The 26822-nt window shown below is 73.2% G+C and carries 20 protein-coding genes; all 20 read right to left on the bottom strand.

All coding sequences use genetic code 11. The features are described from left to right. Position 1 precedes the first annotated feature (1 nt). Entirely contained in the window at positions 2–553 is a 552-nt protein-coding gene (gene rfbC / locus ACFV2S_RS01560; RefSeq protein WP_383791842.1) for a dTDP-4-dehydrorhamnose 3,5-epimerase, read from the bottom strand. After that, positions 550–1773: a polysaccharide pyruvyl transferase family protein gene (locus ACFV2S_RS01555; RefSeq protein ID WP_385553175.1), complete on the bottom strand. Its 1224-nt coding sequence runs from the start codon at positions 1771–1773 to the stop codon at positions 550–552. The genes rfbC and ACFV2S_RS01555 overlap by 4 nt, the downstream gene beginning before the upstream one ends. Further along, positions 1770–2717: a glycosyltransferase family 2 protein gene (locus ACFV2S_RS01550; protein WP_383791847.1), complete on the bottom strand. Its 948-nt coding sequence runs from the start codon at positions 2715–2717 to the stop codon at positions 1770–1772. Before ACFV2S_RS01550 ends, ACFV2S_RS01555 begins: the two co-directional genes overlap by 4 nt. Beyond that, positions 2714–4015: a hypothetical protein gene (locus ACFV2S_RS01545; protein ID WP_385553173.1), complete on the bottom strand. Its 1302-nt coding sequence runs from the start codon at positions 4013–4015 to the stop codon at positions 2714–2716. The genes ACFV2S_RS01550 and ACFV2S_RS01545 overlap by 4 nt, the downstream gene beginning before the upstream one ends. Continuing rightward, positions 4012–5295 carry a DUF4910 domain-containing protein gene (locus ACFV2S_RS01540; RefSeq protein WP_385553171.1) on the bottom strand — a complete coding sequence of 428 codons (1284 nt, stop codon included), beginning with the start codon at positions 5293–5295 and terminating at the stop codon, positions 4012–4014. Before ACFV2S_RS01540 ends, ACFV2S_RS01545 begins: the two co-directional genes overlap by 4 nt. Next, positions 5283–6308: an NAD-dependent epimerase/dehydratase family protein gene (locus ACFV2S_RS01535; protein WP_385553168.1), complete on the bottom strand. Its 1026-nt coding sequence runs from the start codon at positions 6306–6308 to the stop codon at positions 5283–5285. The genes ACFV2S_RS01540 and ACFV2S_RS01535 overlap by 13 nt, the downstream gene beginning before the upstream one ends. Positions 6309–6311: 3 nt before the next feature. Next, positions 6312–6959 carry a PIG-L deacetylase family protein gene (locus tag ACFV2S_RS01530; protein WP_383800980.1) on the bottom strand — a complete coding sequence of 216 codons (648 nt, stop codon included), beginning with the start codon at positions 6957–6959 and terminating at the stop codon, positions 6312–6314. Next, positions 6956–7762 carry a glucose-1-phosphate cytidylyltransferase gene (locus ACFV2S_RS01525; protein ID WP_385553165.1) on the bottom strand — a complete coding sequence of 269 codons (807 nt, stop codon included), beginning with the start codon at positions 7760–7762 and terminating at the stop codon, positions 6956–6958. Before ACFV2S_RS01525 ends, ACFV2S_RS01530 begins: the two co-directional genes overlap by 4 nt. Next, positions 7759–8994, bottom strand: a complete 1236-nt coding sequence (locus ACFV2S_RS01520; RefSeq protein WP_385553163.1) for a class I SAM-dependent methyltransferase — start codon at positions 8992–8994, stop codon at positions 7759–7761. Before ACFV2S_RS01520 ends, ACFV2S_RS01525 begins: the two co-directional genes overlap by 4 nt. After that, on the bottom strand, positions 8991–10271 hold the full coding sequence (locus ACFV2S_RS01515; RefSeq protein ID WP_385553161.1) for a glycosyltransferase: 1281 nt from the start codon (positions 10269–10271) through the stop codon (positions 8991–8993). The genes ACFV2S_RS01520 and ACFV2S_RS01515 overlap by 4 nt, the downstream gene beginning before the upstream one ends. A gap of 7 nt (positions 10272–10278) precedes the next feature. Further along, the gene (locus ACFV2S_RS01510; protein ID WP_385553159.1) at positions 10279–11544 is read right to left on the bottom strand and encodes an O-antigen ligase domain-containing protein; all 1266 of its coding nucleotides are present in this window, start codon (positions 11542–11544) and stop codon (positions 10279–10281) included. A 1-nt stretch (position 11545) separates the two neighbouring features. Next, positions 11546–13111, bottom strand: coding sequence for a right-handed parallel beta-helix repeat-containing protein (locus tag ACFV2S_RS01505; protein ID WP_385553157.1), 1566 nt, complete (start codon positions 13109–13111; stop codon positions 11546–11548). Positions 13112–13120: 9 nt separating this feature from the next. Next, positions 13121–15082, bottom strand: a complete 1962-nt coding sequence (locus ACFV2S_RS01500; protein ID WP_385553155.1) for an alginate lyase family protein — start codon at positions 15080–15082, stop codon at positions 13121–13123. Then, the gene (locus ACFV2S_RS01495) at positions 15079–17262 is read right to left on the bottom strand and encodes a bi-domain-containing oxidoreductase (RefSeq protein ID WP_385553153.1); all 2184 of its coding nucleotides are present in this window, start codon (positions 17260–17262) and stop codon (positions 15079–15081) included. Before ACFV2S_RS01495 ends, ACFV2S_RS01500 begins: the two co-directional genes overlap by 4 nt. A gap of 28 nt (positions 17263–17290) precedes the next feature. After that, on the bottom strand, positions 17291–19225 hold the full coding sequence (gene asnB / locus ACFV2S_RS01490; protein WP_383786704.1) for an asparagine synthase (glutamine-hydrolyzing): 1935 nt from the start codon (positions 19223–19225) through the stop codon (positions 17291–17293). A 3-nt stretch (positions 19226–19228) separates the two neighbouring features. Next, on the bottom strand, positions 19229–20749 hold the full coding sequence (locus ACFV2S_RS01485; protein WP_385553151.1) for a Wzz/FepE/Etk N-terminal domain-containing protein: 1521 nt from the start codon (positions 20747–20749) through the stop codon (positions 19229–19231). Continuing rightward, positions 20746–22143, bottom strand: coding sequence for a Wzz/FepE/Etk N-terminal domain-containing protein (locus ACFV2S_RS01480; RefSeq protein WP_385553149.1), 1398 nt, complete (start codon positions 22141–22143; stop codon positions 20746–20748). The genes ACFV2S_RS01485 and ACFV2S_RS01480 overlap by 4 nt, the downstream gene beginning before the upstream one ends. Next, a complete protein-coding gene (locus tag ACFV2S_RS01475; RefSeq protein ID WP_385553147.1) occupies positions 22140–23417 on the bottom strand; it encodes a glycosyltransferase family 4 protein in 1278 nt (425 codons plus the stop codon). The genes ACFV2S_RS01480 and ACFV2S_RS01475 overlap by 4 nt, the downstream gene beginning before the upstream one ends. Then, positions 23407–24723 carry a nucleotide sugar dehydrogenase gene (locus ACFV2S_RS01470; protein WP_385553145.1) on the bottom strand — a complete coding sequence of 439 codons (1317 nt, stop codon included), beginning with the start codon at positions 24721–24723 and terminating at the stop codon, positions 23407–23409. The genes ACFV2S_RS01475 and ACFV2S_RS01470 overlap by 11 nt, the downstream gene beginning before the upstream one ends. 73 nt (positions 24724–24796) lie before the next feature. Continuing rightward, a complete protein-coding gene (locus ACFV2S_RS01465) occupies positions 24797–26275 on the bottom strand; it encodes a sugar transferase (RefSeq protein ID WP_385553143.1) in 1479 nt (492 codons plus the stop codon). Between the last annotated feature and the right edge of the window lie 547 nt (positions 26276–26822).

Genomic DNA, 26822 nt, shown 5'->3' with positions numbered 1-26822 from the left:
CTCACTTCTCCGCTTGCTTCAGGGCCTCGGCGAGGCGCGGCGCCTCCCGGTCCCGCTGGGACATCGAGGTGGCCGGCAGCGGCCAGGGAATGGCGAGTTCCGGGTCGTCGAACGCGATCGTCACGTCCTCGGCCGGATCGTGCTCGCGGTCGATCCGGTACGAGGTGTCGGCGGTCTCGGTCAGCGCCTGGAAGCCGTGAGCGCACCCCGCAGGGATGTACAGGGTCACCTGCGTCTCGCCGGACAGCTCGAACGTGGCCGTGTTGCGGTAGGTCGGCGAGTCGGGCCGGAGGTCGACGACGACGTCGAAGATCCTCCCGTACGAGCAGCGCACGAGCTTGGCCTCTCCCGCGCCCGAGCGCAGGTGCATGCCGCGCAGCACGCCCCTGACCGAGCGGGACACGCTGTCCTGGACGAAGGAGTCCGGGTCGAGGCCCACCGAGCGGACGACGTCGGCGTCGAAGGTGCGGCAGAAGAAGCCGCGCTCGTCGGCGTACGGCGTCGGTTCGAAGAGGTACGCGCCGGAGATCTCCGGGACTTCGGTCGCTTTCATGGAGTCTCCCGCAGGGTGGGGGCGTGGACGGGGTCGGTCTTCGGGAACAGCGCCGCGGTCAGGGCGCCGAGGTGGTGTTCCAGGAGCCGGGCGGTGGCCGCGTTCCGCTCGGCGAGGGTCTGCCGCAGTTCCGCCGCGTTCTTCTCCAGCTCCCGGAACTGCTCCATCAGGCGGCCGGGGTCGACCTCCCGGGCCGGGTGGCAGTACGCGGCGAGACCCATCCCGGCCATGAGAGCGTCGCTCTTCGCCGCGTAGCTGAGCGCGAGCGTCGGGGTGCCGGACTTCAGGGCGCAGACCAGGTTGTGGTAGCGGGTCGCCACCACCGTCCCGGCGGCCGCCGTCTCCTCCATGAGGTCGGCGAGGGAGGTGGCCTCGGCGGCGGTGACCAGCGGCGAGTCCACCGCGTCGAGGATCGCGGCGACCACCGGCGCGTCGCACGCGTCACCGGTGAGCAGCCGGACCGGCCTGCCCTCCTCGACGAGCGCGCGGACGAACCGGGTCGTCCCGTCGAGGTACCGCCGGTGGATCTCCTCGGCCCGGGCACGGTCGTCGTTGCCCCCGTGGAAGTCCATCACGCCGACGCACACGAGACCCGCCGGGGCCGGGGTCCCGCCGGAGGCCGGAGCGGGCAGGGCGAAGGCGAGGTCCGGGTGGACCTCGTCGCGCGCCGTGTCCACCCCCATGGCCCGCATCGCGTCACGGGACTGGGCGTCCCGGTACGACCGGTACGCGGCCAGCCGCGCCGACCAGCGCACCAGGGCCCGGGTCGCCCGGTCCCCGACGGGTCCCGCGCCGACGCCCGCCAGCGCGACCCGGGTGCCGAACAGCCGGCCGGACGCGCACAGCAGGAACAGCGCGTACGGGAAGCCCCACGGCCGCAGCGGCAGCGTGGCCTCCAGGACGCCCATGCCCGGCACGATGACGACCTCGTGCCGGCGCACCCAGGCGGCGGTGCGGAAGGCGTCGACGACCTTGCCGAGGCCCTTCCCGGCGATCGCGCCCGCCCGGGACGCGGTCCGGTACTCCCCGCGGAACCAGTGCAGGCGGGTCGCGGGGATCCCGTACCGCGCCGTCACGACCTCGGGTCCGCCGCACAGCGCGTCGACCACCGCCTCGGGGTGCGCGGCGCGCAGGTGACCGAGGACGGCCTCCAGGGACCCGTCGTTGCCGAGGTTCCCGGAGCCGAGCAGCCCGAACACCCCGACCCGTACCGGAGTCACGCCTTCCTCCCCTCGCGCCCCGCCACCAGGTCGTCGACGGACACGCCGCGCCGGGCCGGGTCGACCGGCGTGCGGTCCTCGACCCGCTCGCCCGCGCCGGGCCGGGCCCGGCTGGTCGCCCACGCGGCGAGGTGGCCGTAGCAGGCGCGCCGGTCGGCGGCGGAGAGCGGGGCCCGCCGGATCGCCGAGACGAAGCCCCAGACGTACTCGGCGAGCAGCCGGGGCGTCGGGTGCAGCGCGCCCGCCCGGCGCGGGTCCAGGTTGACGCACCGGGACCGCTTGGACGGGTTGGCCCGCTCGGCGCGGGTCGGGTGGTCGCGGCGGAAGTACAGCAGCTCCGGCACCTGGTGGAACGGCCCGTGCAGACCGATCTCCGAGACGAACGTGCGGTCCGCGTGGTGGTAGCTGTCGTGCGGCTTCACCCGGCGCAGCACCTCCGCCCGCATCACCCCGTAGAAGTCGTCGCCGCCGGGCTCGAACAGCATGCTGCGGAACCGCTCGGGCGCCGACGGGGAGGCCGTCGCCAGCGTGTACTCGTACGGCACCTTCACCTGGCCGTCCTCGTCGATGACCGCCTGGTCGGCGTGGGCGAGGATCACCTCCGGCCGCTCGTCCAGCGCCTCCACGCAGCGCCGCAGCAGGTCCCGCGCGTACAGGTCGTCGTGCGAGGCCCACTTGAACAGCTCGCCGCGGCACTCGGTGAACACGTAGTTGTGGTTGGGGGCGGCGCCGATGTTCCGGGGCAGCCGGATGTACCGGATGCGGGAGTCCTTCTCCGCGTACCGGTGGCAGATGTCCCGCGTCCCGTCGGTCGAGGCGTTGTCCGAGATGACCAGCTCGAAGTCCTCGTACGTCTGGCCCAGCAGGGCGTCGAGGGATTCGGCGAGGTACTCCTCGCCGTTGTAGACGGGCAGGCCGATGCTCAGCCGGGGTCGGGCGGTCATGAGGTCCTCACTTCGGGAATGGAGTTCTGGTGGTGCTCCCGCAGGGCGGAGCGCAGCTGCAGCCACCACACGGCCGAGCTGCAGAGGGTCGCGGCGGCGACGCCCCAGGCCGAGCCGGCCGTGCCGGCCGCGACCGCACCGCCGAGTCCGCCCGTGACGTAGCAGGCGGAGGCGATCAGCTGGCTGCGCAGACTGCGGCGGGCCGCGCCGAGCGCGCGCAGCCCGGCCGCCGCGCCGGTGCCCAGACCGGCGCCCGCGACACCGAGCGTCACCGGCACGATCAGCGCCGAGGCGGCGCTCCAGACGTCGCCGAGCACGAGCGCGCCGGCCCGGTCCGGGACGAGCAGCAGCGCCCCGCCCCAGAGCAGCGCGGCGACGGCCTGCCCGCCGCCCAGGAGCAGGCAGAAGGCGCCGAGGCGGTGCGGGGCCCGCCGCAGCACCCGCGCCGCCTCCGCGACGGTGACCAGGGACAGGCCCATCAGCACGGCGAGGAACGGGCCGAGCAGCAGCTCGGCGCCCCGGACCACGCCCACCGCGCCGACCCCGACGATCGCGCCGAGCCCGTACGCCCGCAGCTGGCTCGCGCCGCTGTTGGTGACGTTCTCGACGAGGTACCGGGAGCCGAGGTCGCGGTGCGCGCGCAGCCACGCGCCCGCTCCGGCCGGCCGGGGCCGGATGCCGGACTGGAACCAGCCGTACGCCGCGGCCGCCGCGGCGGAGACGCCCCAGGCGAGCACGAAGGCGGCCACGCTGCCCACCCGGGCCGCCACGACCATGGCGGGGACGAGCGCGACGGCCCACACCATGTCGTTGACGAACGCCTTCCGCCCCGCGCCGGCGGCGAAGAAGGCGAACCGCCACGCGTCCTGGAGCAGCAGCCCCGGCAGGACGACGCCGAGACAGGCGAACGCCGTCCCCACGGGACCGCCGAGGGCGAGGCCGAACAGCAGGGACGCCGCGCCGAGGGCGGTGCCGACGCCGAGCGCCGTACCCGACGACCGGGCCACCGCCCCGCGCCAGTCCGCGGCCGGCACCCCGCTGAAGCGCACCACGAGCGGATCGGTGGCCAGGCCCCGGGAGACGTTCAGCACCACGCCGTACGTCACCCAGGCCAGGCTGAAGACACCGAACGCGGTCAGTCCGAGCGAGCGCGCCACGTAGATCCCCACCGCGAAGTTGGAGATGCTGGAGGCCGCCTGGTCGGCCAGGCCCCAGGACAGCCTCCCCGCGACGGCCCGCTTGGCGGACCGCGGGCCCGCAGGTGTCGTCGTCTCCTCCTCGGTGGTCACCCGCGTCATGCCTTGATCAGCCCGGCGGCACCCAGGGCGTCCGCCGCGGCGGCGACCGTGTCGAACGGCAGCCCGGACCGCTCGGCGACGTCCAGCAGACCGTGCTCGCCGTCGGAGAGGCTGAGCACCCAGAGCATGGCCATCTGGGCCTCCTTGGTGTCGCTGCGGCCGCCGAGCGCCTCGTACAGCCCCCGCCTGCCCAGCTGGGGTTCGCCGTACGGACTGAGGTTGACGTACCTCCGGTTGCGGTCGAGCACGGCGAAGGCCTCACGGACGACGGAGAGCGTGTCCTCCAGCGCCTCCGGGGAGACGAAGTCCGGGTTGTCCGCCGAGGTGTGGTACTCCGGGTACCCCGCGTACGGGGTCCGGCTCAGCGAGCCCACGCCGAGGTCGAACCCCGGCGAGCAGTACTGCCGCTCGTCGTAGCCGTACGGTGTGAACTCGTTGATCGTGTGCGGGCGTTCGGACGCGCGCAGGACGTGCCCCATCACCCGGTCGATCTCCGCGTCGCCGCGCCTGCTCCGCTTGTACGTCAGCTGCCCGCGGTCGCCCGCGCAGGCCAGCACCAGGCCGTGCTTCACCCGGTCCACGCGCTCCGCGTTGCGCGCCAGCCAGGTGATCGCCCCGATGGTGCCGGGCGCGTAGATGAACCGGTAGGTGTAGTAGGGCGTCCGCTCCGCCAGCTCCCGCGCCAGGAACGTCGCCACCGCGACGCCCGCCATGTTGTCGTTGGCCAGCGACGGGTGGCAGACGTGGCAGGAGACGATCACCTCGTCGGCGACCTGCCCCGGGACGACGTGCTCGGCGTAGGTGAGGTGGCCGTCGGCGAGCGTCGAGTCGATCCGCACCTCGTACTCGCCGTCCGGCATCCGGTCCAGGGTCTCCTGGGCCAGACAGAACCCCCACTCCGGCTTGTAGTAGCTGGTGCGGTACGGCACCCAACTCGGCTGCTCAGGAAGGGTGTACAGGTGGTCGCGCAGCTCGGACAGCGGCAGGGTCGCCGCCACCGGCACGCTGTAGCCGAGCACGTGCAGGCTGGACTCCTTGAAGTCGACGACCCGCCGACCCGAGGCGTCCGCGACGTACGCGTCCCGGATGTTCCACTCCTGCGGCACCGTCCAGTCGAGCACCTGCGTCCCGGTCGGCACCTCGTGCACCCGCAGCGGGACGTACTCGCCGACGATGTCCAGGGTGGCGCGCACCCCGTCCCCGGTGATGCTCCGGCAGAGCGGGTACAACCGCTCCACCAGCGCGTGCATCTCCTCGCCGAGCTCGGTCACCGGCGCCACCGCAGCGTGTCGTCGACGGAGCCGGCCTCGGACGCCGCGCGCAGCACGGCGAGGCGGGTGAAGCGCCGCTCGAAGTCCTCCCGGGTCAGCACGTGCTCCCGGTAGGCGTCGGCGAGTTCGAGCGCGCCCCGCTTCACCGTCCACTCGATGTCGAAGCCGGGTATCGCGGCACGGAACCGGGAGAAGTCCACCCGGTACGACCGGGGGTCGGCGCCCGTCTCGCCGGTGATGACCACCTTCGCGCCGGACACCGCCTCGGCGACCTGCCCGGCGATCTCGGCGACCGTGACGTTGTTGACCTCGCTGCCGATGTTGAACGCCCGGTCGTGCACGGCCTCCCGCGGCGCGGCCAGCGCGGCCGTGAAGGCCCGCGCGATGTCCGCCGCGTGCACCAGGGGGCGCCACGGGGTGCCGTCGGAGAGCACCAGGACCTCGCCGGACAGCAGGGCGTGGCCCACCAGGTTGTTCAGCACGATGTCGGCGCGCAGCCGCGGCGAGTAGCCGAAGGCGGTGGCGTTGCGCATGTACACCGGGGTGAAGTCGTCGTCGGCGAGGGCGTGCAGATCGTCCTCCACCCGCACCTTGGACTCCGCGTACGGCGTGACCGGCCGCAGCGGGGCGTCCTCGCCCACCAGGTCGTCGCCGCCGGCGGCGCCGTACACCGAGCAGGTCGAGGCGTACAGGAAGCGCTTCACCCCGGCCTCGCGGGCCAGCCGGGCGAGGCGCACGGACGCGTGGTGGTTGATGTCGTACGTGAGCTCCGGCGCCAGCGAGCCCAGCGGGTCGTTGGAGAGCGCCGCCAGGTGGATCACGGCGTCCACCCCGGCCACGTGCTCGGCCGTGATGTCGCGCAGGTCCACCCGGTGCCCCGGAGGGTCGGCGGGCTGCGGGCCGAGGACGCAGTCGGCGAACAGGCCGGCGTCGAGACCGACGACCTCGTGCCCGGCGGCCGCGAGGACGGGAGCCATGACGGTGCCCAGGTAGCCCTGGTGTCCGGTCAGCAGTACGCGCAAGGTTCATTCCCCCAGATCGAGAGTGAGTTTGGTGACGGTGAACGCCTCGGCGTAGCGCGCGTGGCATTCGATACCGCGGATCCGCGCGAGGCCGAGGAAGGCCTCGCGGTCGTACCAGGGCCGGTGCCGCTGCGAGGGGTAGTGCTCCTGCAGCAGCCGTACCTTGTCCTCGGCGGTCTCGGGCGACAGCGGCTGGTACGCCGTGGGACGGCCCAGGTCGCCGTCCCATTTGACGATCTCGTACCGGAGCACGAGGTGGTCGCGGAAGGCCGTGGTCACGAGCTTCGCCAGGCCGCGGTGGTCCTGGTGCGCGTCGTCCGTGCGCGGGGCCAGGATCAGCTCCGGCTCGGTCCGCGCGCGAAGCTCCTCCACCGCGGCCTTGGCCTCGTCCCAGTGCACGGGCAGCCGGCCGTCCGGCAGCTTGAGGACGGTCACCCGCAGGTCGGCGTCCGGGCAGAAGGCCGCGAGCGCGGCCCGCTCCTCCTCCTCGCGCTCGGTCCCGCCGCCGGAGAGCACCAGCGCGTCGACCCGCACCCCCGGCCGCGCCCGGCACAGCGTCAGGAGCGTGCCGCCCGCGCCGATCGCGATGTCGTCGCAGTGCGCGCCGACCGCGACGACCCGGTCCGGACGCCCCGCGCCGAGCCGGATCACGCGCGCGCTCCGGCCGTCGCCCCGGCGCCGTCCCGCTCCCACACGGCCCACGGGCGGTCGCCCGCGGCGTAGGAGGCGTCGAGCGCGGCCCGCTCCTTCACGGTGTCCGTCGGCTTCCAGAAGCCGCGGTGCTGGTGCGCCACGAGCCGGCCCTGCTTGGCCAGTCCGGCACAGCCGTCGGCCACCAGGTCACCGTTCTCCGGTATGTGGTCGAAGACCTCCTGGCGGAGCACGAAGTAGCCGCCGTTCTCCCAGAGCGGCATGTCGCTCACCGCGGTGATGCCCCCGACCAGGCCGTCCTCGCCCAGGTCCACGCAGTGGAACGACTGCTGGGGCGGCACCACCATCATCGACGCGCCCGCGTCACGACCGGCGAAGCGGTCGATCATCTCGTCCAGCGGGGCGTCGGTGAGCACGTCGGCGTAGTTGGCGAGGAACATCTCGTCGCCGTCCAGGTGGTGGCGCACCCGGCGCAGCCGCTCCCCGATCGGCGACTCGATGCCGGTCTGCGCGAAGGTGATCGTCCAGTCCGATATGTCCGTGGACAGCAGCTCGGTCCGCCCGCCCCGCAGCACGAAGTCGTTGGACGTCGTCTCCTCGTAGTTGAGGAAGAAGTTCTTGATGTGGTGCGCCCCGTACCCCAGGCACAGGATGAACTCCCTGTGCCCGAAGTGCGCGTAGTAGCGCATGACGTGCCAGATCAGCGGCCGGGGACCGACCATCGCCATCGGCTTCGGCACGTCGTCGGAGGCCCCGCTGCGCATCCGCATCCCGTAGCCGCCGCAGAACAGTACGACCTTCATGCCTTCACCTCGACGATGCTCAGTTCCGGGATGGGGAAGACGAGCCGGCCGCCCCACTCGTGCACGAAGGACAGCTGCTCGACGAGCTCGGCCCGCAGGTTCCACGGCAGCACGAGGACGTAGTCCGGCCTGTCGGCCGCGATCTGCTCCGGCGGCAGGATCGGGATGCGGGTGCCCGGGGTGAACCGGCCGTGCTTGTACGGGTTGCGGTCCACCGTGTACGCGAGCAGGTCGGGCCGGATGCCGCAGTGGTTGAGCAGCGTGTTGCCCTTGCCCGGGGCGCCGTACCCGACCACGGTCTCGCCGCGCTCGGCCGCGTCGATGAGGAACCGCAGCAGGTCCCGGCGCACCTTCGCCACCCGGGCGGAGAACTCCGCGTACCCGGACAGCTCCTGGAGCCCGGCGGCCTTCTCCCGGTCCAGCACCTCGGCCACCCGCTCGCCCGGCTCACCGGCGACCTCGGCCGGCCGCGCCCACAGCCGGATGGAACCGCCGTGCGTGGGCAGCAGCTCGACGTCCACCAGCGTCAGCCCGCCGCTCGCGAGCGCCCGGGCCGCGGACGCGACCGTGTAGTACTGGAAGTGCTCGTGGTAGATCGTGTCGTACTGGTTCTCCTCGATCAGGGTCAGCAGGTGCTGCACCTCGATGGAGACCCAGCCGTCGTCGGCGACCAGGGCCCGCAGCCCCTGGGTGAAGCCGACCACGTCGGGGATGTGCGCGTACACGTTGTTCGCCACGACCAGGTCCGCCGGGCCGTGCTCGGCGCGGACGGCCGCGCCCGTCTCCGGCGACAGGAACGCCGTGAGCGTGGGCACGCCCGCGTCCCGCGCCGCGGCGCCGACGTTCACCGACGGCTCCACGCCCAGGCAGCGGATCCCCCGGTCCACCATGTGCTTGAGCAGGTAGCCGTCGTTGCTGGCGACCTCGACCACGAACGCGTCCGCTCCGAGCTCCAGACGCTCCACCGCACCGGCGACGAAGGTGCGCGCGTGCTCCACCCAGGACGTCGAGAACGAGGAGAAGTACGCGTACTCCTCGAAGGTCTCCTCCGGCGTGATCAGCGGCGGGATCTGCGCCAGCCAGCAGTCGGTGCAGACCCGCAGGTGCAGCGGGTACGCCGGTTCCGGCAGGTCCAGTCGGTCCGCGGCGAGAAAGCTCTCGCACGGCGGAGTCGCCCCCAGGTCGACGACGCTGGCCAGCGCCGCCGAGCCGCACAGTCGGCATCGTGTCATTTCTCGTGCCCCCCATCTCCGCTCGCGCGGGTGTCCCGCGACGAGCCGGCTTCTTCGTTCCGTACCGGCGGCGCACCGTTCGCGCCGCCCGACCGGACCGCGATCGCGGTCCGGTACTCCTCCAGCAGGCGTTCCAGCCCGACGGCCGGGCCGAACCGCTGCTCGTACCGGCGCCGGGCCGCCTCGCCCATCTCCCGGTTGCGGACCGGATCGGCCGCGACCAGCCGGATCCGGGACGCGAGCGAGGCGGGATCGCCCGGCGCGTGCAGCAGCCCGGTCACCCCCTCCTCGACGAGTTCGACGAAGGCGCCGTGCCCGGCGGCGACGGCCGGGACCCCGGCCGCCATCGCCTCCGCGACCACCAGGCCGAACGTCTCCAGGGACATCGAGGGCGCCACCACGGTGACCGACCGGGCGACGGCCTTCCGGCACTCCGCCGGATCCAGCAGGCCGACGTACCGCACGTCGTCGCGGCCCGCCGCCCAGTCGGTCACCTCGCGCTCCAGCGGCCCGGCACCGGCGATCACCAGCGGCACGCCCACACCGCCGCCCGCGGCGATCTCGTCCCACGCGGCCATCAGCGGCCGCACCCCCTTGGCCTCCGCCAGGCGGCCCAGGAAGAGCACGTGCTCACCGTCGCCCTCGCGGCGATCTCCCGGCTCGGGCACGAAGTTGTACTTCACCACGAGCCGTTCGGCCGGCATGCCGGACCGCACCAGGATGTCGCGCTGCGCCCCGGAGATGCAGAAGAACCGGTCCACGCCCGACCACCACCGCCGCCGGTTGACCGACATGCTCACCGCGAGCGGGACCGTCGCGAGCCGCGAGCTCCGGTAGCAGCCGTGCCGGACCGCGGGCAGCGCCGTCGACGAGCCGACGCACTCGGTGCACTGCCGGCCGTCCCGGTGCAGCGTGCCCGGCGGGCAGATCTGGGTGTAGTTGTGCAGGGTGGCGACGACGGGCACGCCGGCGTCGGCGCAGGCGGCCAGCACCGCGGGCGACAGCAGCGGGAAGACGTTGTGCACGTGCACCACGTCCGGCCGATCGGCCCGGAGCCGGGCGGCCAGCTCCGTACGGACCCCCGGGTTCCACGGCACCAGCAGCGGCACCGCGGCCTTGCCGAGCAGCGAGCGGCCGGCGATGTCGTCGCTGCGCCGTTCGAACAGCTCGACCCGGTGGCCGGCCGCGCGCAGCAGCCCCACCTCTTCGTCGACGACGCGGTTCTCCCCGCTCGGCTGCGCCGAGGAATAGCGGTTGTGCACGACGAGGACATGCATGCTCAGGTCACCTCCGGGCCCAGCGCGGAATACGGCGTCGAGGGGCCTCGACGGTCGGCGGCGGCGTCGCCTCGGCGGGTGCCACGAGCAGCGAGGCCGCCAGGGTCAGATGCAGCAGATAGGCCGAGGCGTCACCGAGACCGACCTCGGTGTACGAGGAGAGCCCGCAGTAGCTGATCAGGAAGATCGCGCAGGCCCTCGGCAGCGAGGGCGGCCGCAGCAGCGCGACGCCCCCGAGGACGACGACCATCGCCGCCACGATGGTGACGCCGATCAGCCCCTGCTCGTCGTAGACGGCCAGCCAGCTGTTGTCGATCGGCAGCCCGTCGAACGACTTGTCGCCCAGACCCGTGCCGAACACCGTCTCCCCGACCGTCCGGGGCGCCGACAGGAGCGCGTCCCAGACCTTGGCCCGGCCGGTGAGGTTGGAGAGGTCCCCCTGGCTCTGTCCCCGCAGGAACCACGTCCGCAGCGCGGAGCTGAACACCACCGCCGCCACCGTGGCGCACAGCACCGCCCAGGCGAAGAACCGGCGGGCGGCGGCACTGGTCAGGATGAGCGAGCCGATCGCCAGGACGAGCCCGATGAGCAGGCCGAGCGTCGCCGTCCTGGTGTGGGTCATGGCGAGCAGGACCAGCGACGGGACGATGATCAGCGCCGCGCCGGCCCCGGTGGTCCGGCGCCCGAGGAGCAGCAGCACCGTGAGCCCGATGATCACCGCGGCGTACTGCCCGATCTGCGGCGGGGTGAGCGGCCACAGCGCGCCGACCAGCCGCTGGCCGTAGTACTCGGGCATGGCCGTGCCCGGCGCGACCACCAGACCGGCGGCCACCAGCACGAGCACCGCGAAGTACATCCGGATGTGGTAGCGGACGAACGTCAGGCTGCCGTCCCACCAGCGGCTCAGCAGCCACAGCGTGCCGACGAAGAGCGCCAGCCGGGTACAGCGGAACAGCGCGCCGTACCCCAGCTGCACGCTGGAGACCAGGCTCGGCACCAGCACCAGGGTGAGCAGGAACAGGAAGGCGCTGGGCCGGAAGCGCAGCCGGGGGTTGAGCGCGAGCGCCAGCACGAACGCCGCGACCAGCGCGCCCATGGTGACCATCTGGATGAGGGAACGCGGCAGCGGGATCACGGTCTTGGCCCCGGCGGAGCCGAGCGTGTTCAGGGCGAGGCACGCCCAGACCACCCCGACGGCCTTCGGCGTGCCCGTGGCCGGGAGCGCGGCGGGCCGGGTGACCGGCATCCCGCCGGACCTCGGCTTCCCGTCCATCTCAACCACCGGCCCGTGGCGCGAAGGTGCTGCCCGCGTCCTGCCGGAACGGCGCGCCCCGCCACTGCCCGGAGTCCAGCCTCCGGCTCCCGTCCTGGGCGGTGAAGGTCCACGGTCCCCGGTAGGCGTTGTCGTGCCAGCGGTTGCGCTGCTCCAGGGTGATCGCCCGGGCCACCCGGTCGCCCCGGTAGGGCGACCAGTCGGGGGAGCCGCCCGGGTGGGAGAGCACCGCCATGCGGCCGCACTCCCGCGCGCACCCGACGACGGACGGGTCCAGGACGAAGCGGTTGTCGTGGATGTCCACCCGCTGGGTCTTCCAGCGGCAGTCGGCGTACAGCGGTGCGCGCGCGATCGCCGGCGGCGCGCAGCGCCCGGTCTCCTTCACCAGCAACGTGCAGTAGTCGGAGGAGGTGTTGGCCGGGCTGTTGCAGAACCGGTCGGCGTTCTCCCACAGGGTGATGCCGTTCCAGTTGTCCTCCAGCAGGTTCCGGTAGATCTCGATGCCGTCCGTGCGGGCGGGGACCCGGGGTTCACCGCCCGACTCGGACACGTAGACGGTCGCGTACGGGAAGTCGTCGCCGTCCTCGGCGGAGGCACGGCCCTCGACCCAGTTGTTCCGCCGGATCGTGTTGTTCCGGACGACCGCGTTGTAGCTGGTCTCGTACATCAGCGCGGCACCGTCGTTGCCCTCCAGGACGTTGTCCTCGAAGAGGAAGTCGTTGTTGTTCGTGTCCGCCCACAGCCCGGCCCCGCGGTTGTCGTGCACCCAGTTGCCGCGGATGTCGGCGCCGTCGACGGCCCAGAACTTGATGCCCGCGGTGCAGCCGCAGCCCGGCTGCCGCCGCTCCCAGTCGTCGGTGTTGTTGCCCGTGATCTCGTTGCCCTCGACGACGAGGCCGCGGATCGAGTCACCGGTCTTGTAGGCGTTCATGCCGTACTGCCCGTTGGCCCGCAGGCAGCTGGCGGCGAGCCGCTGGCGGGCACCGGCCATCAGCCCCGCGCCCGCGTTGTGCTGGATCGTGGTGTGCTCGACGACCCACCCGTCGGCCATGTCGTGGTTCACCACGCCCTCGTCCCGCGGTGCGACGAAACCCTGCACGGTCAGGTAGCGGATGCTGACGCCGGTGGCGGTCCCGCCGAACGCGTACTGGTTGGTCCTCCGGCCGTCGAGCACCGCGCCCGGCGCGCCGAGGTAGCGGTTGCCCTCCTTGGCCTCCACCTGGGCGTACGGGTCCGACGCGAACCGGTGCGTGCCCGGCCGCAGCCAGAACGTGGTGTGCGGGGGGCTGTTCTCGGTCTTCGTCACCAGGTCGCCGACCACCGCCGGGTCGACCGTCACCGCGCCCGCCGGCGCCTTCGACGGCCCGGCCGCGGGCTTGTCGCACACCCGGGCCGGGGCCCCGGCGGGCGCCCCGGCGGAGACCCCGGGCGCGCCGGACGCCCCGGACGCCGAGGGCGTACGGCCCGCCTTCGCCGGGGCGTCCGGCGCACTCGTACAGCCGGCCGCCACCAGGGCCAGCGCGAGCGCCGCCACCGGCAACGCCCAGCGCCGCCTCTCGAACACCACGCCTCCTCCCTAGTCGCCGAACCTGAGCACGGTGGTGAACCCCCGCGAGCCGTCGGCGGATCCGCTGCCGACCAGCGTGGTGCTGGGCTCCTTGCGTCCGAAGCCCGCCGAGTACCAGCCCAGCGGCGGCTCGCTCTCGCCGCGGTGCGCCCGCCAGGCCAGCTCCCCGGGCAGGTCGAGGACCGCGGAACGGTCCTCGCCGTCCCGGTTCCAGGTGAGCACCGCCCGGTTCCCCGACAGTTCGGCGGTGACCGTCGGCCCGAGGTGGAACGCCAGCTCCACGGACCGGCCGCGCGGGTCGCTGACCTCGTCGACGACCGTCACCTCCCGGCTCGCGGCCGTCAGTTCCACCCGGCGGCGGTGCACCGCGTCCTCGTACCCGTCGTGCTCGGCGGACCAGCGGGCGACCTTCCCGTCGGACGTGTCCGCGACCAGGACACGGCTGCGGGCGTGCCGGGTCCACAGGAAGGGGCCGCCGGAGACGGACTGGTCGGCCCCGTCGAGCCGCAGGGTGTTGTGGCCGAGGGTCGACCGGAAGTACTGCCGCCACTCGGGCTGCCCGTGGTAGCAGTACGTCCCCGGATCGGCGAGCACGTCGACCCCGTCGTGCCGGACCTCCACGGACAGCGCGTCCGCGTGCGCGTGCGCGGCGATGGACAGGAACCCGTGCGGACCGCCGTCGCAGCGGACCCAGATCTCCTCCGGACCGCGCAGGACGGTCATCCCCGCGTCGGCGAAGTGGGCCGGCCGGGTCGCCGGACGGGACGGCACCCGCCCCGTCCCGCCCTTGCCGTACGGCCGGACCAGCGAGGCCAGGAGCGGGGTGCGCACATCGGTTCCGGTCACCTCCGGCCACCAGTCCAGCCGGCCGAACACGGCGTCCCCGGTGGCGAGCAGCGAGCCCCAGCGGTCCGTCCCCGCGCCGTCCAGGACCAGCCCGTGGCCGTCGTCGGAGTCCCCCTGGCGCGGCGGCCGCAGCCGCCCGTCCACGACGGCCGCGAGCGCGTCCGTCATCCGCAGCAGCACCGGCCGGATCGCCCCCGGGACCGGCACGCCGGCGGCGTCCGCCTCGGCCACCGCGGCCAGCCCGAGCTCCAGCACGAGACCGTGGTACTCGGAGGCCAGCTCGCGGTTGAGGCCGGAGAGGAAGGTGTTGCTCCGCAGCTGCCGCTCCAGCGACCGCAGAGCGTCGTCGCGCCAGCGCGCCGAGGAGGGGAACCAGCCGAACGCGCAGGCCGCGGCGAACTGGCCGGCGGTCTCGGCGATGACGTGGTTGTTCGCCGACGACCCCCGGCTGGGGAACGCGGCCAGCCACCGCTGGTGGTGCCAGATCTGCCGCAGCGCCACCGGGTTGTCCTCGAACAGACCGGCCGCGCCCGGCCAGCCGTCGAGCAGCCGCCGGACCCACACCCAGGAGAGGAGACGGATCCCCAGCTCGATGCCGCTCGTCCAGTGCACCCCGCGCAGCGGAGCGTTCGCCGCCCACCACGACCGCAGGTGCTCGGCCACGCGCTCGGCGTACCGCTCGTCCCCGGTGACCGCGTACGCGGCGGCCAGCACGGTGAGGTACTGGTGCCGGGACAGCTCCCAGATCTGCTTGATGTCCCCGACCGCCTCCTCGCTCCGGTACGGCACGTCGAAGGCGTAGCCCCACGGCGCCCGGCGCCCGGTCTTCGGGTCGTGGCACCAGTCCGGGGCGACCAGGTCGTCGCGCTCCACCCCGAAGAACTCGGCGTGCCCGGCCATCAGCCGGTCCGCCTCGGCGACCAGGCGCTTCGCGGCGTCCGGCGGCACCGAGGCGAGTGCTCCGGCGGGCAGGACGGCGGTGAACCGGGCCCCCGTCACGCTCGGGCAGACCGGCCGTGCCGACCGCCACCGCCGCCTGCGCACCGCGTCGCCCACCCGGCCGCCGACCTCCGTCGGACCCATCCGGGACAGGCGCCGCAGGTACCAGCCCGCGCTCATGGTCATCGCGCGCCCGCCAGCGTCACCGGCACGCCGGAGGCCAGGCCGGCCCCCACGGCGAGGGTGGCCGCGGTGGTGGCGACGAGCGACTCCAGCGGCACCGGCATCGGCCCGCCGGTCCGCACGGCCCGCACGAACGCGGCCAGCTCGGCGTTCTGGCCCTTGTCCCGGGCCTTGGGCAGCCGGGAACTGACCCACTTCTCCGGGCCGTACACCTGGGCGCGGACGAAGTCGTCGAGGCGCAGCACCTTGCCGTCCGCGACGAGGTCCAGCGTCTCCTTCGGGAAGGCGGCCGGGCCGGTCGTCACGTAGCTGATGGTGGCGGTGGACCCGTCCGGGTAGCGCAGCACGACCTGGAGGTCCTCGTTGCCGGCCGGGGCGACCGCGTACACCGAGACCGGATCGGCCCCGAGCAGCCAGCTCGCCGTGTCGACGAAGTGCCCGCCCTCGCCGGCGAACCGCGAACCCTCGCTGCCCTGCTGGAGGTACCAGCTGCCGTGCTGGAGCCGGCCCGCGTTGACCAGGTAGCGCAGGCTCGCCGGACCGGTGCGGACGCCGAACCGCTTCTTCGCCTCCTGGAGCAGCGGCGCGAACCGGCGGTTGAAGCCGACCTGGAGCCGGTCGTTGCCGGACTTCTCGACGGCCGCGAGCACCCCGGCGAGCTCGTCCTCCGTGAGCGCCAGCGGCTTCTCCACGAACACGGCCTTGCCGGCCAGGAGCGCCTTCTGGGTCAGGTCGGCGTGCGAGCTGTGGCGGGTGACCACGAACACCGCGTCGATCGACGGGTCGCCGAGCACGGCGTCGAGATCGGTGGTCGCCCCGGTGAAGCCGAACTTGCGCTGCGCGTTGGCCGCGGACAGCGCGGTCGTGGTGACGACCGTGGACAGCTCGACGCCGTCGCGTCCCGCCAGGTGCGGCAGCAGCATCGACGTCGCGTAGTTCCCCGCGCCGACGAACGCCACCCGCACCGGCCCCTTCACGGGACGGGCCGGGGCGGCCGAGGCGGCCCGGCGCACCGCGGGCACGGCCACCTCCGGGGCCTCCGTCACGGCCTCCGCCTCCTGCTCCGCGTACCGGAACAGCACGGCCACGGCCTTCAGTTCGCCCTCCTTCAGACTCCGGTACGTCTCCACGGCGTCGTCGAAGTCGGCGATGTGGGAGACGAGGGGGTCCACGTCCACGCGGTCGCGGGCGAGGAGGTCGAGGAAGCACGCCAGGTTGCGGCGCTCGGTCCAGCGCACGTACCCGATCGGGTAGTCCCGGCCCTCCAGCTCGTACTCCGGGTCGTAGCGCCCCGGGCCGTAGCTGCGGGAGAACCGGACGTCGAGCTCCTTCTCGTAGTACGCGTTCCAGGGCAGGTCCAGCCGGCACTTGCCGATGTCGACGACCCGGCCCCGGTCCCGGCTCAGCCGGGCGGCCAGCTCGACGGGCTGGTTGCTCGCGCCGCCGGCCGCCAGATACACCTGGTCGACACCGTGACCGCCGGTCAGCTCGGCGACCGCCGCCTCGACGGCCGGGGACGCGGGGTCGCCGGAGGCCGCGGCGCCCAGACGCTCGGCGAGCTCGCAGCGCGCCGGGTCGGGGTCGACCCCGACGACGACGGCACCCGACGCGGAGAGCAGCTGCACCACCAGCTGCCCGATCAGACCGAGGCCGATGACCAGCGCCACGTCGCCGAGCTGCGGTTCGCCCTGGCGGACCCCCTGCAGCGCGATCGACCCGACCGTGCCGAAGGCCGCGTGACGCGGCGCGACGCCGTCCGGCACCGGGGTGTAGAGGTTCTTCGGCACCCAGTTCAGCTCTGCGTGCAGCGCGTGCTCGTTGCCGGCGCAGGCCACCAGGTCGCCGACCTTCACGTCGTCGACCCCCGCGCCGACCTGCTCGGCGACCCCGCACAGCGAGTAGCCGAGCGGCGTGTACGAGTCCAGCTTGCCCATCACCTTGCGGTAGGTGGCGGGCACCCCGTTGGTGGCCACGCTCTGCATGACCTTCGCCACCTGGTCCGGCCTGGAGCGGGCCTTGCCCAGCATCGACATGCCGGCCTCGGACACCTTCATGAGCTCCGTGCCGGTGGATATCAGCGAGTACGCGGTGCGGACCAGCACACCGCCCGGCTTGCACCCCGGCACCGGCACGTCGAGCACCGCCAGTTCGCCGCTCTTGTAGTTCTGCACAACCTGTTTCACCGATGTCCCCTTGTTTCTGAGCCGTCTTCTACGCCGCCGGGCGCGCGCTCCGGCCGGCCCCGGAGGTCGCGTCGCGATACCAGTACTCGAGGGTCAGCACGTGCCAGAGGTGCTTGGAGAAGTCCCGCTGTCCGGCCGCGTCCTCGGCGACCATCCGCGCCAGCGCGTCCCGCCGCAGGAGCCCCGAGTTGACGAGCACGCCGTCGTTCACCACCTCGCGCACCAGCGGTGCCAGGTCCCTGCTCATCCAGGCCCGCAGCGGGGCGCTGAACAGGCCCTTGGGCCGGTACACGATCTCCCGGGGCAGGACCGAGGTGGCCGCCTCCTTGAGGACGGCCTTCCCCTGCCGGCCGACGATCTTGCGGTCCCCGGGCACGGTGAACGCCGCCTTGACCACCTCGACGTCCACGTACGGCACCCGCACCTCGGTCGACGCGGCCATGCTCGACCGGTCCGTGTAGGCGAGGTTCAGGCCCGGCAGGAACATGCGGGCGTCGCCCAGGCACATGCGGTTGACGAAGTCGTCGAGGTCGTTGTCCCCGTAGACGTCGGCGTGCTCGGTCAGCACGTCGTCGACCGTCCCCGCCAGGTCCGGATCGACCAGGGCGAGCAGCTCCTCCTGGTCGTACATGGTGTAGCTGCGCCGGAACGCGGTCTCCTCCGGCAGGTCGGCGAAGGAGAGGAACCGCTTCGCGAACCGCACCGACCGGTACCCCCGGCGGGCCGTGGCGACCGGAAGCCGGTCGACGGCCGCGGACAGACCGCTCCGCAGCGGCCGGGGGACACGCTGGTAGCGCAGCGCGATCAGGTTGGCCAGGTGCTTGCGGTAGCCGGCGAACAGCTCGTCGGCCCCCATCCCCGACAGCATCACCTTGACCCCGGCCTCCCGGGCGGCCGAGCAGATCAGGTACGTGTTGATCGCGGCCGGGTCGCCGATCGGCTCGTCCAGGTGGTACGTCATCTCCGGCAGCAGGTCGAGCACGTTCGGAGCGATCTCGATCTCGTGCAGGTCCACCCCGAACCGCTCGGCGACCTGCCGGGCGTACCGCAGGTCGTCGGGCATCGCCTCGAACCGGGCGTCCTCCGCCCGGAATCCGATCGTGTACGCGGAGATCCCCGGCCGGTCGCGGGCCGCCAGCGCGGTCAGGTAGCTGGAGTCGAGGCCGCCGGAGAGGAAGGTCGCCACGGGCACGTCGGAGAGCAGGTGGCGCCGGGTCGACTCCTCGACGATGGCGGCGATGTCCGGGCGCTCGCCCGCCAGGGCCCTCTCCCGGCCCTCGGCCGCGACGTCCCGCAGGTGCCAGAACCGGCCGCGCTCCGTCCGGCCGTCGGGCCGGCACCGCAGCCAGCTGCCCGGCGGCAGCTTCTCCGCCTCGCGGAAGGCGCACCGGGAGTCCGGCACCCAGTAGTAGAGGAGCGAGGCCACCAGCGCCGCGTGGTCCACCTCCAGCCTGCCGCCGGTGGCGGCGGCGAGCGCCTTCAGCTCGGAGGCGAACACCAGCCCCTCGCCGCGCCGGAGCAGGAACAGCGGCTTGATGCCGAGCTGGTCGCGGGCGAGCACCAGCTCACCGGTCCGCTCGTCGAAGATCCCGAAGGCGAACATGCCGCGCAGCCGGGGCAGGCAGTCCGTGCCCCAGCGCCGCCACGCCTCCAGGAGCACCTCGGTGTCGGAGGTGCCCCGGAAGCGCACCCCGGCGGCCTTCAGCTCGGCCCGCAGCTCGGGCGCGTTGTACAGCTCCCCGTTGTACGTCAGGACGAGACCGTCCGAGACCATCGGCTGGGCGCCCGTCTCCGACAGGTCGACGATCGCCAGCCGCCGGTGTCCGAGGTGCACCTCCCCGTCGGCGACGGGGTGGCTGTAGCGGCCGGCCCCGTCGGGACCGCGGTGGGCGAGGGTATCGGTGAGCCGGTCGGTCACGACCTTCCCGTCCGGCCATCGGTACGTACCTGCGATGCCACACATGCCTTACCGAGCCTCCTGGTCGCTGTCCGGAACGCTCGCCGCCCACTGCGGCACCCGCTCCGTCCGATGCCGGCCCGGCCCGTTCTGCCGGGGCGGCCGTTCGTTCCGTCCGCGCGGCGCGGTCTCCGTCCCGTCCCACAGCGTGCCGTCGGTCCGGTCACGCGGGTCCGGGTCGACCAGCACCACACCGATCACCGGGATGTGCTGGTCCGCGAGCTGCCGCGCCACCGTGTGCAGCCACGCGGCACTGCCGTGCCCGGCCCGCACCACGAGCACCGCGCGCGTGCCGAGGTACTGGAGGTCGGTCCACGCGGTACCGGGCGCCACCGAGCCGACGCCGATCCTGCGTTCCTGGTACCGCCCGGCCGTGGCACGGTCACCGCTGACCACGGTGGGGTCGCCCGGCTTCGACCTCCGCTCGGCGAGCGGCAGGCCGGGCAGTCCGTCGACGACGACCACCGGCCCGTCCTCCCCCAGCGCCGCCGCCAGGTCCAGGGCGATGGCGCCCGTGGCGCGCACGGCGCCCAGTTCGAGCAGCGACACCGGCTCCGCGGAGGCGCGCGCCGTGCGGGCCAGGGACGCGGTCAGCCGGGTCCGCTCCGCCCGGGCCCCGCGGCGCCGCCACGGCGCGGCCGAGCGAGGAGGCAGCTCCGCGATCACGGAGGCGCCCAGGTTCGCCGCGATGTCCCGGCGCAGCACCGGGCGGTCCGCCACCACCGCGCCGACCGCGGCCACCGCGAGGCCCAGGGCGAGGCCGAGGGCGAGCCCGATCGCGGCGTCCGTTCCCGCCGTCTTCGCCAGGGAGTTCCGCACCGGGCGGGGGGCGTCCACGATCTGCGTGCCGGCGACGAGATGGGGCGTGCCGATCTTCGCCTGCGCGGCACGCTGGCCGTAGTCGGCGATCTGCGAGGTCAGTTCGGCCCGCCGGGAGAACAGCGACTCCATGTCCGCCGACGCCTTCGACCCGTTCACCGACGAGGCGTCCCCGATGGCCTTGTTGACCTGGGCGAGGTCCTCCCGCAGCCGGTCGCGCTGGTCGAGGAGGGCCTTGGACTCCGCGTTCGCCGCCTCCTGTATGCGCCGCACGTGGTCCGCGACGAACGCGTCGGCCAGCGCCTGGGCACGGGCCACCGCCTCGGCGTCGCTGTCGGCCGACACGGTGATCTCCAGCACGTTGTTGGTCAGCCCGGCGCCCGTGTAGTCCTCCATGAAGTCCTCGGGCTTCTCCGGGGACTTCATGGACTCCAGGGCCTTGGCGGCGATCCGGGTGGTCTGCAGCAGCGCGACGTCGGTGCGGATCAGCGTCCCGGGGTCGTTCGGCTGGTCCTCCTGGTGCGCGACCAGGAGCTTGGTCACCGCGGTGGGCGGGGGTGGCAGCAGGAACGCCAGCGCCACACCGGCGAGCATCCCGAGCAGCGCCAGGGAGGCCCAGAGGCGCCGCCGCCTCCGTACCGCGGCCACCAGCGGCTGGAGGTCGAGCAGCGGAGCCGCGGCCGAGGGTTCCGGGGACGTACGCGTCGTCACTCCGCACCTCCCGTCGCGTGTCCGCCGACGGCGGCCGCGGGCGCGGCCGCCTTCCGGGACCGGCCGGAGGACCGGGCCGGACGGGCCGAGACCGTTCCGGCGAGGACGACGCCGACGACGTCGTGCCGGGCGTCGGCACACGCCTCGGCGATCCCGGCGAGCTCGTTCGCCGTCCAGCTTCCGGCGCTCAGCACGACGACGGCACCCGACTCGTCCTGACGGTCCGGCACCATCGGCTGCGACGCCGACACCGCCACCGTCCGCAGCACCGGCTCCCCGCCGCCCGCGGCGTTCGGGGACGGCTCGGCCCCGGCCTCGGCGGCGAGCTGCCCGGCGGCCCGCAGGGCGATCTCGTCACCGTCCGGGACGACGACCAGCACCCGTCGTGGCGCCGGTACCTGGTCCTGGAGACGGGCGTACACCCGCCGGTAGCGGATCTGCCGGCTCTCCTCGTCGCCCGAGGTCCGCGGGAGCGGTACGTCCCACCGGATGTCGAGGCCGAGGAGCCGGCGCACCAGGGCGCGCGGCCCACGGCTCCCCGGCTGCCGCCCGGACTTCTCGGCGGGCACGTCGACGGTGCCGAGCAGCGCCGAGCCGAGCGCCGCGGCGATCTCCGGCTCGGTGCGCAGCCGGCGGCTCACCCGCGCGGCGGAGAGATGGCCGACGACCGCGATCAGGAAGGCCAGCAGCGCCCCCGCGACGACGAGCTGCGTCCTCGTCGGAGGCGCCTCGCCGGTGGGCCGTGCCGCCGGGCCCATGACGACCAGCTTGGCCTTCTCGGTCGACGGGTCGGCCTTGTCGAGCTTGTCCATGGACTCCTGCAGCGTGGTCCGCAGCTTCGCGAGCTCGGTGCGCGTCTGCACGCTCTCCACCGAGCTCCCCGAACCGGCCGAGTCGGCCAGGTCGTTGATGCGGCGACTGGTCTGCTCGACCAGCTTCCGCAGCGCCTCGGGGCTGCCCACCGCACCCGGGTCGGTCTTGTCGCCCAGGATCTCGGCGGCGAACGTGACGAACTGCCGCGCCACCTCGTCCGAGAGCCGCTGCGCGCGCTCCGGGGTGTCGGCCGTGCCCGAGATCTTGATGATGTTCCCGTCGGCGATCTCGGCGGTCACCTGCTCGCGCAGCTGGACGCCGCCCACCCCGGACCAGCCGAGCGAGGCGGCCGTGCGGTCGACCACCACCGAACTGGTCGCGATCTGGGCCTGGGTCAGCAGCTCGCGCTCCGCCCACGCCCCCGGCAGCAGCACCGAGGCCGAGGTCGTGTAGCGGGGCGGAAGCAGCAAGGAGGTGCCGTAGCCGACGAGCGCGCCCACCACCACGAGGAGGGTGAGCAGCCGTCGGCGCCGACGGACGATCCGCCCGATCGTGACCAGGCGTATGGTGTCATCGCTCAACGACGCGGCCTTCTCCCCGTTCGTCCTCGGCCGCCCACCGACAGGGGAGCGTGGTCACGGGTGGCGGCTGCGTACGCCGCCAGCAGCGAGCGCTGCGAGTGCCGCCAGGAGAGCTCCCCGCCGATCCGCTCCTGGCCGATCTTGCCCATCCGGGCCCGCTCCTCCGGATCGTCGAGGAGCTGCGCGATGAGCCCGGCGAACGCGGCCTCGTCGTTCGCGGGCGCGTAGACGGCGGCGTCACCGGCGGAGACGCGCGCCTCCCTCAGCTCGAAGGACACGATCGGCCGGCCCATCACCATGTACTCGAGGACCTTGTTCATGGTCGACACGTCGTTGAGCGGGTTGCGCGGGTCGGGGGAGAGGCACACGTCGGCGGTGGACAGGTAGCGCGCCAGATCGGCGTCCGGGATGCGCCCGGTGAACTGCACCTGGTCCGCGAGTCCGAGCTGCCGGGACAGCTCGACCATCGCGTCGAAGGCGTCGCCGGAGCCGACGAACACCGCGTGCCAGTCGGTCCGGCCCAGCTCGTCGCGGAGCTTCGCGAGGGACCGCAGGGCGTAGTCGACGCCGTCCTGCGGGCCCATGACGCCGAGGTAGCACAGCAGATGGGGCTTGCCGCGCTTCAGCTCCGGCTCGGCCGGCACCGGGTGGAAGCGGTCGACGTCGGGGGCGCTGCGCACGACGAAGACGTCCTCGGGCCGCCGGCCGCCGCGGCGCACCGCGACGTCGCGGTAGCTCTCGTTGGTGGCGAGCACGACGTCGGAGGCCCGGTAGGTCATCCGCTCCAGCGCGCACACGGCGCGGTACAGCGCGTCCTGGCCGCGGTCGAACCGGGAGAGGTACAGCTCGGGCACCAGGTCGTGCTGGTCGAAGACGAACCGCGCCCCCTGCCGCTTCATCCAGAGCGCGGGCAGGAAGAGCAGGTCCGGCGGGTTGCAGGCGTGGACCACGTCGACCGGACCGACCTTGCGGGCCAGCCGGACCGTGTGCCACAGCGCCGATCCGTACTCCCGCAGATAGCCGGCCGGGCCTCCGGTGGCCGCGCGCAGCGGGTAGCGGTGGATCCGCACCCCGTCGATCACCGCCTCTGCCTCGGTGTCCCGCTTCTGGCCCCGGGGGCAGATGACGTGCACCTCGTAGCCCGCGTCGCGCAGCGTCGTGCACTCCTGCCACACGCGCCGGTCGAAGGGGACCGAGAGGTTCTCGACCAGGATCAGCGCACGCCGGCCGGCCCCTTGGCCGTCCGTTCCGGCGCCGGTCTCATTACCAAGCAAGGCCCACGTACCCCGGTTCGGCCCGCCGCTCGTCGGCGTCGGGAAGGTGGATGAGATCGACGATCACCGGGCTCTCGCCGTGGGGGAGCGCCGCGAGGACGTCCGGGTCCCTGGTGCCGACCAGGCAGACCTCGGCGTGGTCGAGGACCTCGTCGACGGACTCCGCGAGCAGCTGCGCGAGGTGCGGGAGGCGGGTCTCGATGTACTCGCGGTTCGCCCCGAGCAGCCGGGACAGGTTCACGTTGGGGTCGTAGATCCGCAGGTCGTACCCCTTGCCGAAGAGCCGCTCCGCCAGCTCGACGAGCGGGCTCTCGCGCAGGTCGTCGGTGCCGGGCTTGAACGAGAGGCCGAACAGACCCACCCGCCGCCTGCCGGTCCGCTCGACCAGCTCCACGGCCCGCTGAAGATGGTCCGCGTTGGAGGGCAGCACGTGCGACAGGATCGGCACGGAGACGTCGGCGCGCTGCGCCGCGTGGACCAGGCTGCGCAGGTCCTTGGGCAGGCAGGAGCCGCCGAAGGCGAAGCCGGGCCGCAGATACGCGGGGCTGATGTTCAGCTTGCGGTCGGCCAGGAACACGTCGATGACCTGGTGCGAGTCCACCCCGAGCGCCTGGCACACCGCGCCCAGCTCGTTCGCGAAGCCGATCTTGAGGCCGTGGAAGGCGTTGTCCGCGTACTTGATCGCCTCGGCGACCGGCACCGGCACCCGGAACACCTCGCCGGGCAGCCCCTCGTAGAGCGCCGCGACCACGTCGCCGCTCGCCGCGTCGAGCTCGCCGATGACGGTCTTCGGCGGGTCGAAGAAGTCCCGCACGCTCGTGCCCTCGCGCAGGAACTCCGGGTTGACCGCCACCCCGATGTCCACGCCGGCCGTTCCGCCCGCGTACTTCTCCAGGACGGGCACCAGCAGGTTCAGGCAGGTGCCCGGGAGCATGGTGCTGCGGAAGACGACGGTGTGCCGCCCGCCGCGCTCGGCCACCGCGGCACCGATCTCCTCGGTGACGCGCTCCAGGTACGTCGTGCACAGACTGCCGTTGGGCTCCGACGGCGTGCCCACGCAGACCAGCGACACGTCGCTGCCCATGATCGCCTCGCGGACGTCACGGGTGGCGCGCAGCGCTCCCTTCTCCACCACGTCGGCGATGAGTTCGCCGATCCGCTCCTCCACCACCGGCGCCTTGCCGTCGTTGACCAGGTCCACCTTCACCTGGTTGACGTCCACCCCGATGACCTCGTGGCCCATGCCGGCCAGGCACGCGGCCGACACGCAGCCCACGTAGCCGAGTCCGAAAACGCTGATCCTCATGACTCGTTCCTCCCCCCAGTCGGGCCCTCCCGGCCGGCGCTCCCCGCGCCGCCCGGACGATGAACTTCCTGCATCAGTAGGCCCCCTGCCCGTACAGCACCGCGCGCAGCGTCTTCCACAGGATCACGGTGTCCAGGGCGAGGGACCAGTCCTCCACGTACCGCAGGTCGAGGCGGACCGCCTCCTCCCAGGACAGGTCGCTGCGTCCGCTGATCTGCCACAGACCGGTGAGTCCCGGCTTGACCAGCAGACGGCGGCGGACGTCCGGGGCGTACGCCGCGGACTCCTCCGGCAGCGGAGGCCGCGGGCCCACGAGCGACATCGAGCCGGTGAGCACGTTGAACAGCTGCGGGAGTTCGTCGAGCGAGTACCGGCGCAGCACCGCGCCCACCCGGGTCACCCGGGGATCCCGGCGGACCTTGAAGAGCAGGCCCGCGCCCTCGTCGCGATCGGCCAGCTCGGCCCGCGCGCTGTGCGCCCCGGTGACCATGGTGCGGAACTTGAGGATGGTGAACTCGCGTCCGTCCTTGCCGACCCTGCGCTGGCTGTAGAGCGCCCCGCCCCGGCTATCCGCGAGGACGAGCAGCCCGACGACCAGCATCAGGGGAGCGAACAGCAGCAGCAGGAACGCGGCGCCCACCCGGTCGACGACTCCCTTGACCGCGCGGCGGCCGCCGGTGAACGTCGGCATGCTGACCCGGAGCAGCGGGATCCCCAGCACCGCGTCGACGTGCAGCCGGGGGCCGGCCACCTCCATCAGCACGGGCGCCACGACCATCTCGGCGTCGCTGCCCTCCAGGTTCCACGCCAGGCGCTGCAGCCGGGCCGGCGACCAGTGCGGGTCCGGCGTGATGGCGACGACGCGGTAGCCGTCGCGGCGGACGTGGTTGGCGACGTCCGCCAGCGGTCCGACGACCGGCACGCCGTCCAGCTCGCCCGATTCGGGCCCGTGGCCCTCCGTGGTGCACACCGCGTCCACGCGCCAGCCGAGGTGCGGGAACTTGCGGGTCCGGGTGATGAAGTCGCGCACGGTGGCCGGGCTTCCGGCGGCGAGGACCGGGCGCAGACAGCGCCCTTCCTTCCGCTGCTTGTGCAGCCACAGGCGCAGCAGGTACCGCGCGGGGATCGTGACGAGCGCGATCGTGGGGACCGCGACGAAGATCCAGAGCTTGATGTTGTTCGAGGTGAGGGCGATCCCGCCGAGCGCGAGGACGACGGTCGCCGCGAACAGGGAGCGTCCCAGCCGGCGGAACTCCTCGGCGCCCTGGCCGAGCACGGCGGGGGCCCAGGCGCGGCCCACGGCGAGCGCCGCCAGCACCAGAAGCTCGGTGCCGAATGCCAGAATGCCCCACTTCTCATGCCAGTTGGCGGCGTCCCTGGCTCCGAAGAAGCCGCCGATCGCCATCACGACGAAGGCGGTGGCCATGGTGTCACTGGTGATGACGGCGGCGCGGTACCGCTGTTCCCAGTCGGTCGCGGGCCGGGATATCGCCCCGCTCTCCAGCTGGTCGTGCGCCGATGCGAACGGGCTGACCAGTTCCCCCTGCTGCACGGACCCCCCCAGGGTGCCAGTGGGCTCGACGTGTTGGCTCCACACGGTTCCTCTCCCCCCGGGAGGCCCCCGCCTCCCGCGCTGTTCCTCCCCTCGGGAGGCCCCCGCCCCCCGCGCCGCGCCGTTCCTCTCCCCAGGAGGCACCCGCCCGCCCGGCGAATGACACACCACGTACCGCAGCGCGCCGAACACCCCATCCAGGCGTTTCCTCACGCTTTGTCGCCTGGTGTCCGGGCTTGTGAAGCAAGGTCAATCTAGAGCATCCGGGACCCTCCGGAAGAGGGATGTGCGCAACTTGTGCTGAAGCTTTGGAGGTTGATCTCCATTGGTTGGACCACTCGGAGGTGCCCCCGATGCGGCGAAGTGCCTTGTGACCTGTGGTGACGGGTGTTCACCGGGCTGTAGGCGCGGGTCGGCCGAGCGTGTTCCGACGCAAACGGCCGATTGCAGCTTGGCTTGTTTTTTAACCTGGTCGGAGGCGGTCGGGGGGACAAGTCGGGCTCTGGACACGAGGGTTACACTCCTGCGCCTTGTACTGATCACCCAC

The sequence above is a fragment of the Streptomyces sp. NPDC059695 genome, from assembly GCF_042733785.1.
Lineage (GTDB): Bacteria > Actinomycetota > Actinomycetes > Streptomycetales > Streptomycetaceae > Streptomyces.
This window is presented reverse-complemented; position numbering and strand designations above follow the sequence as displayed.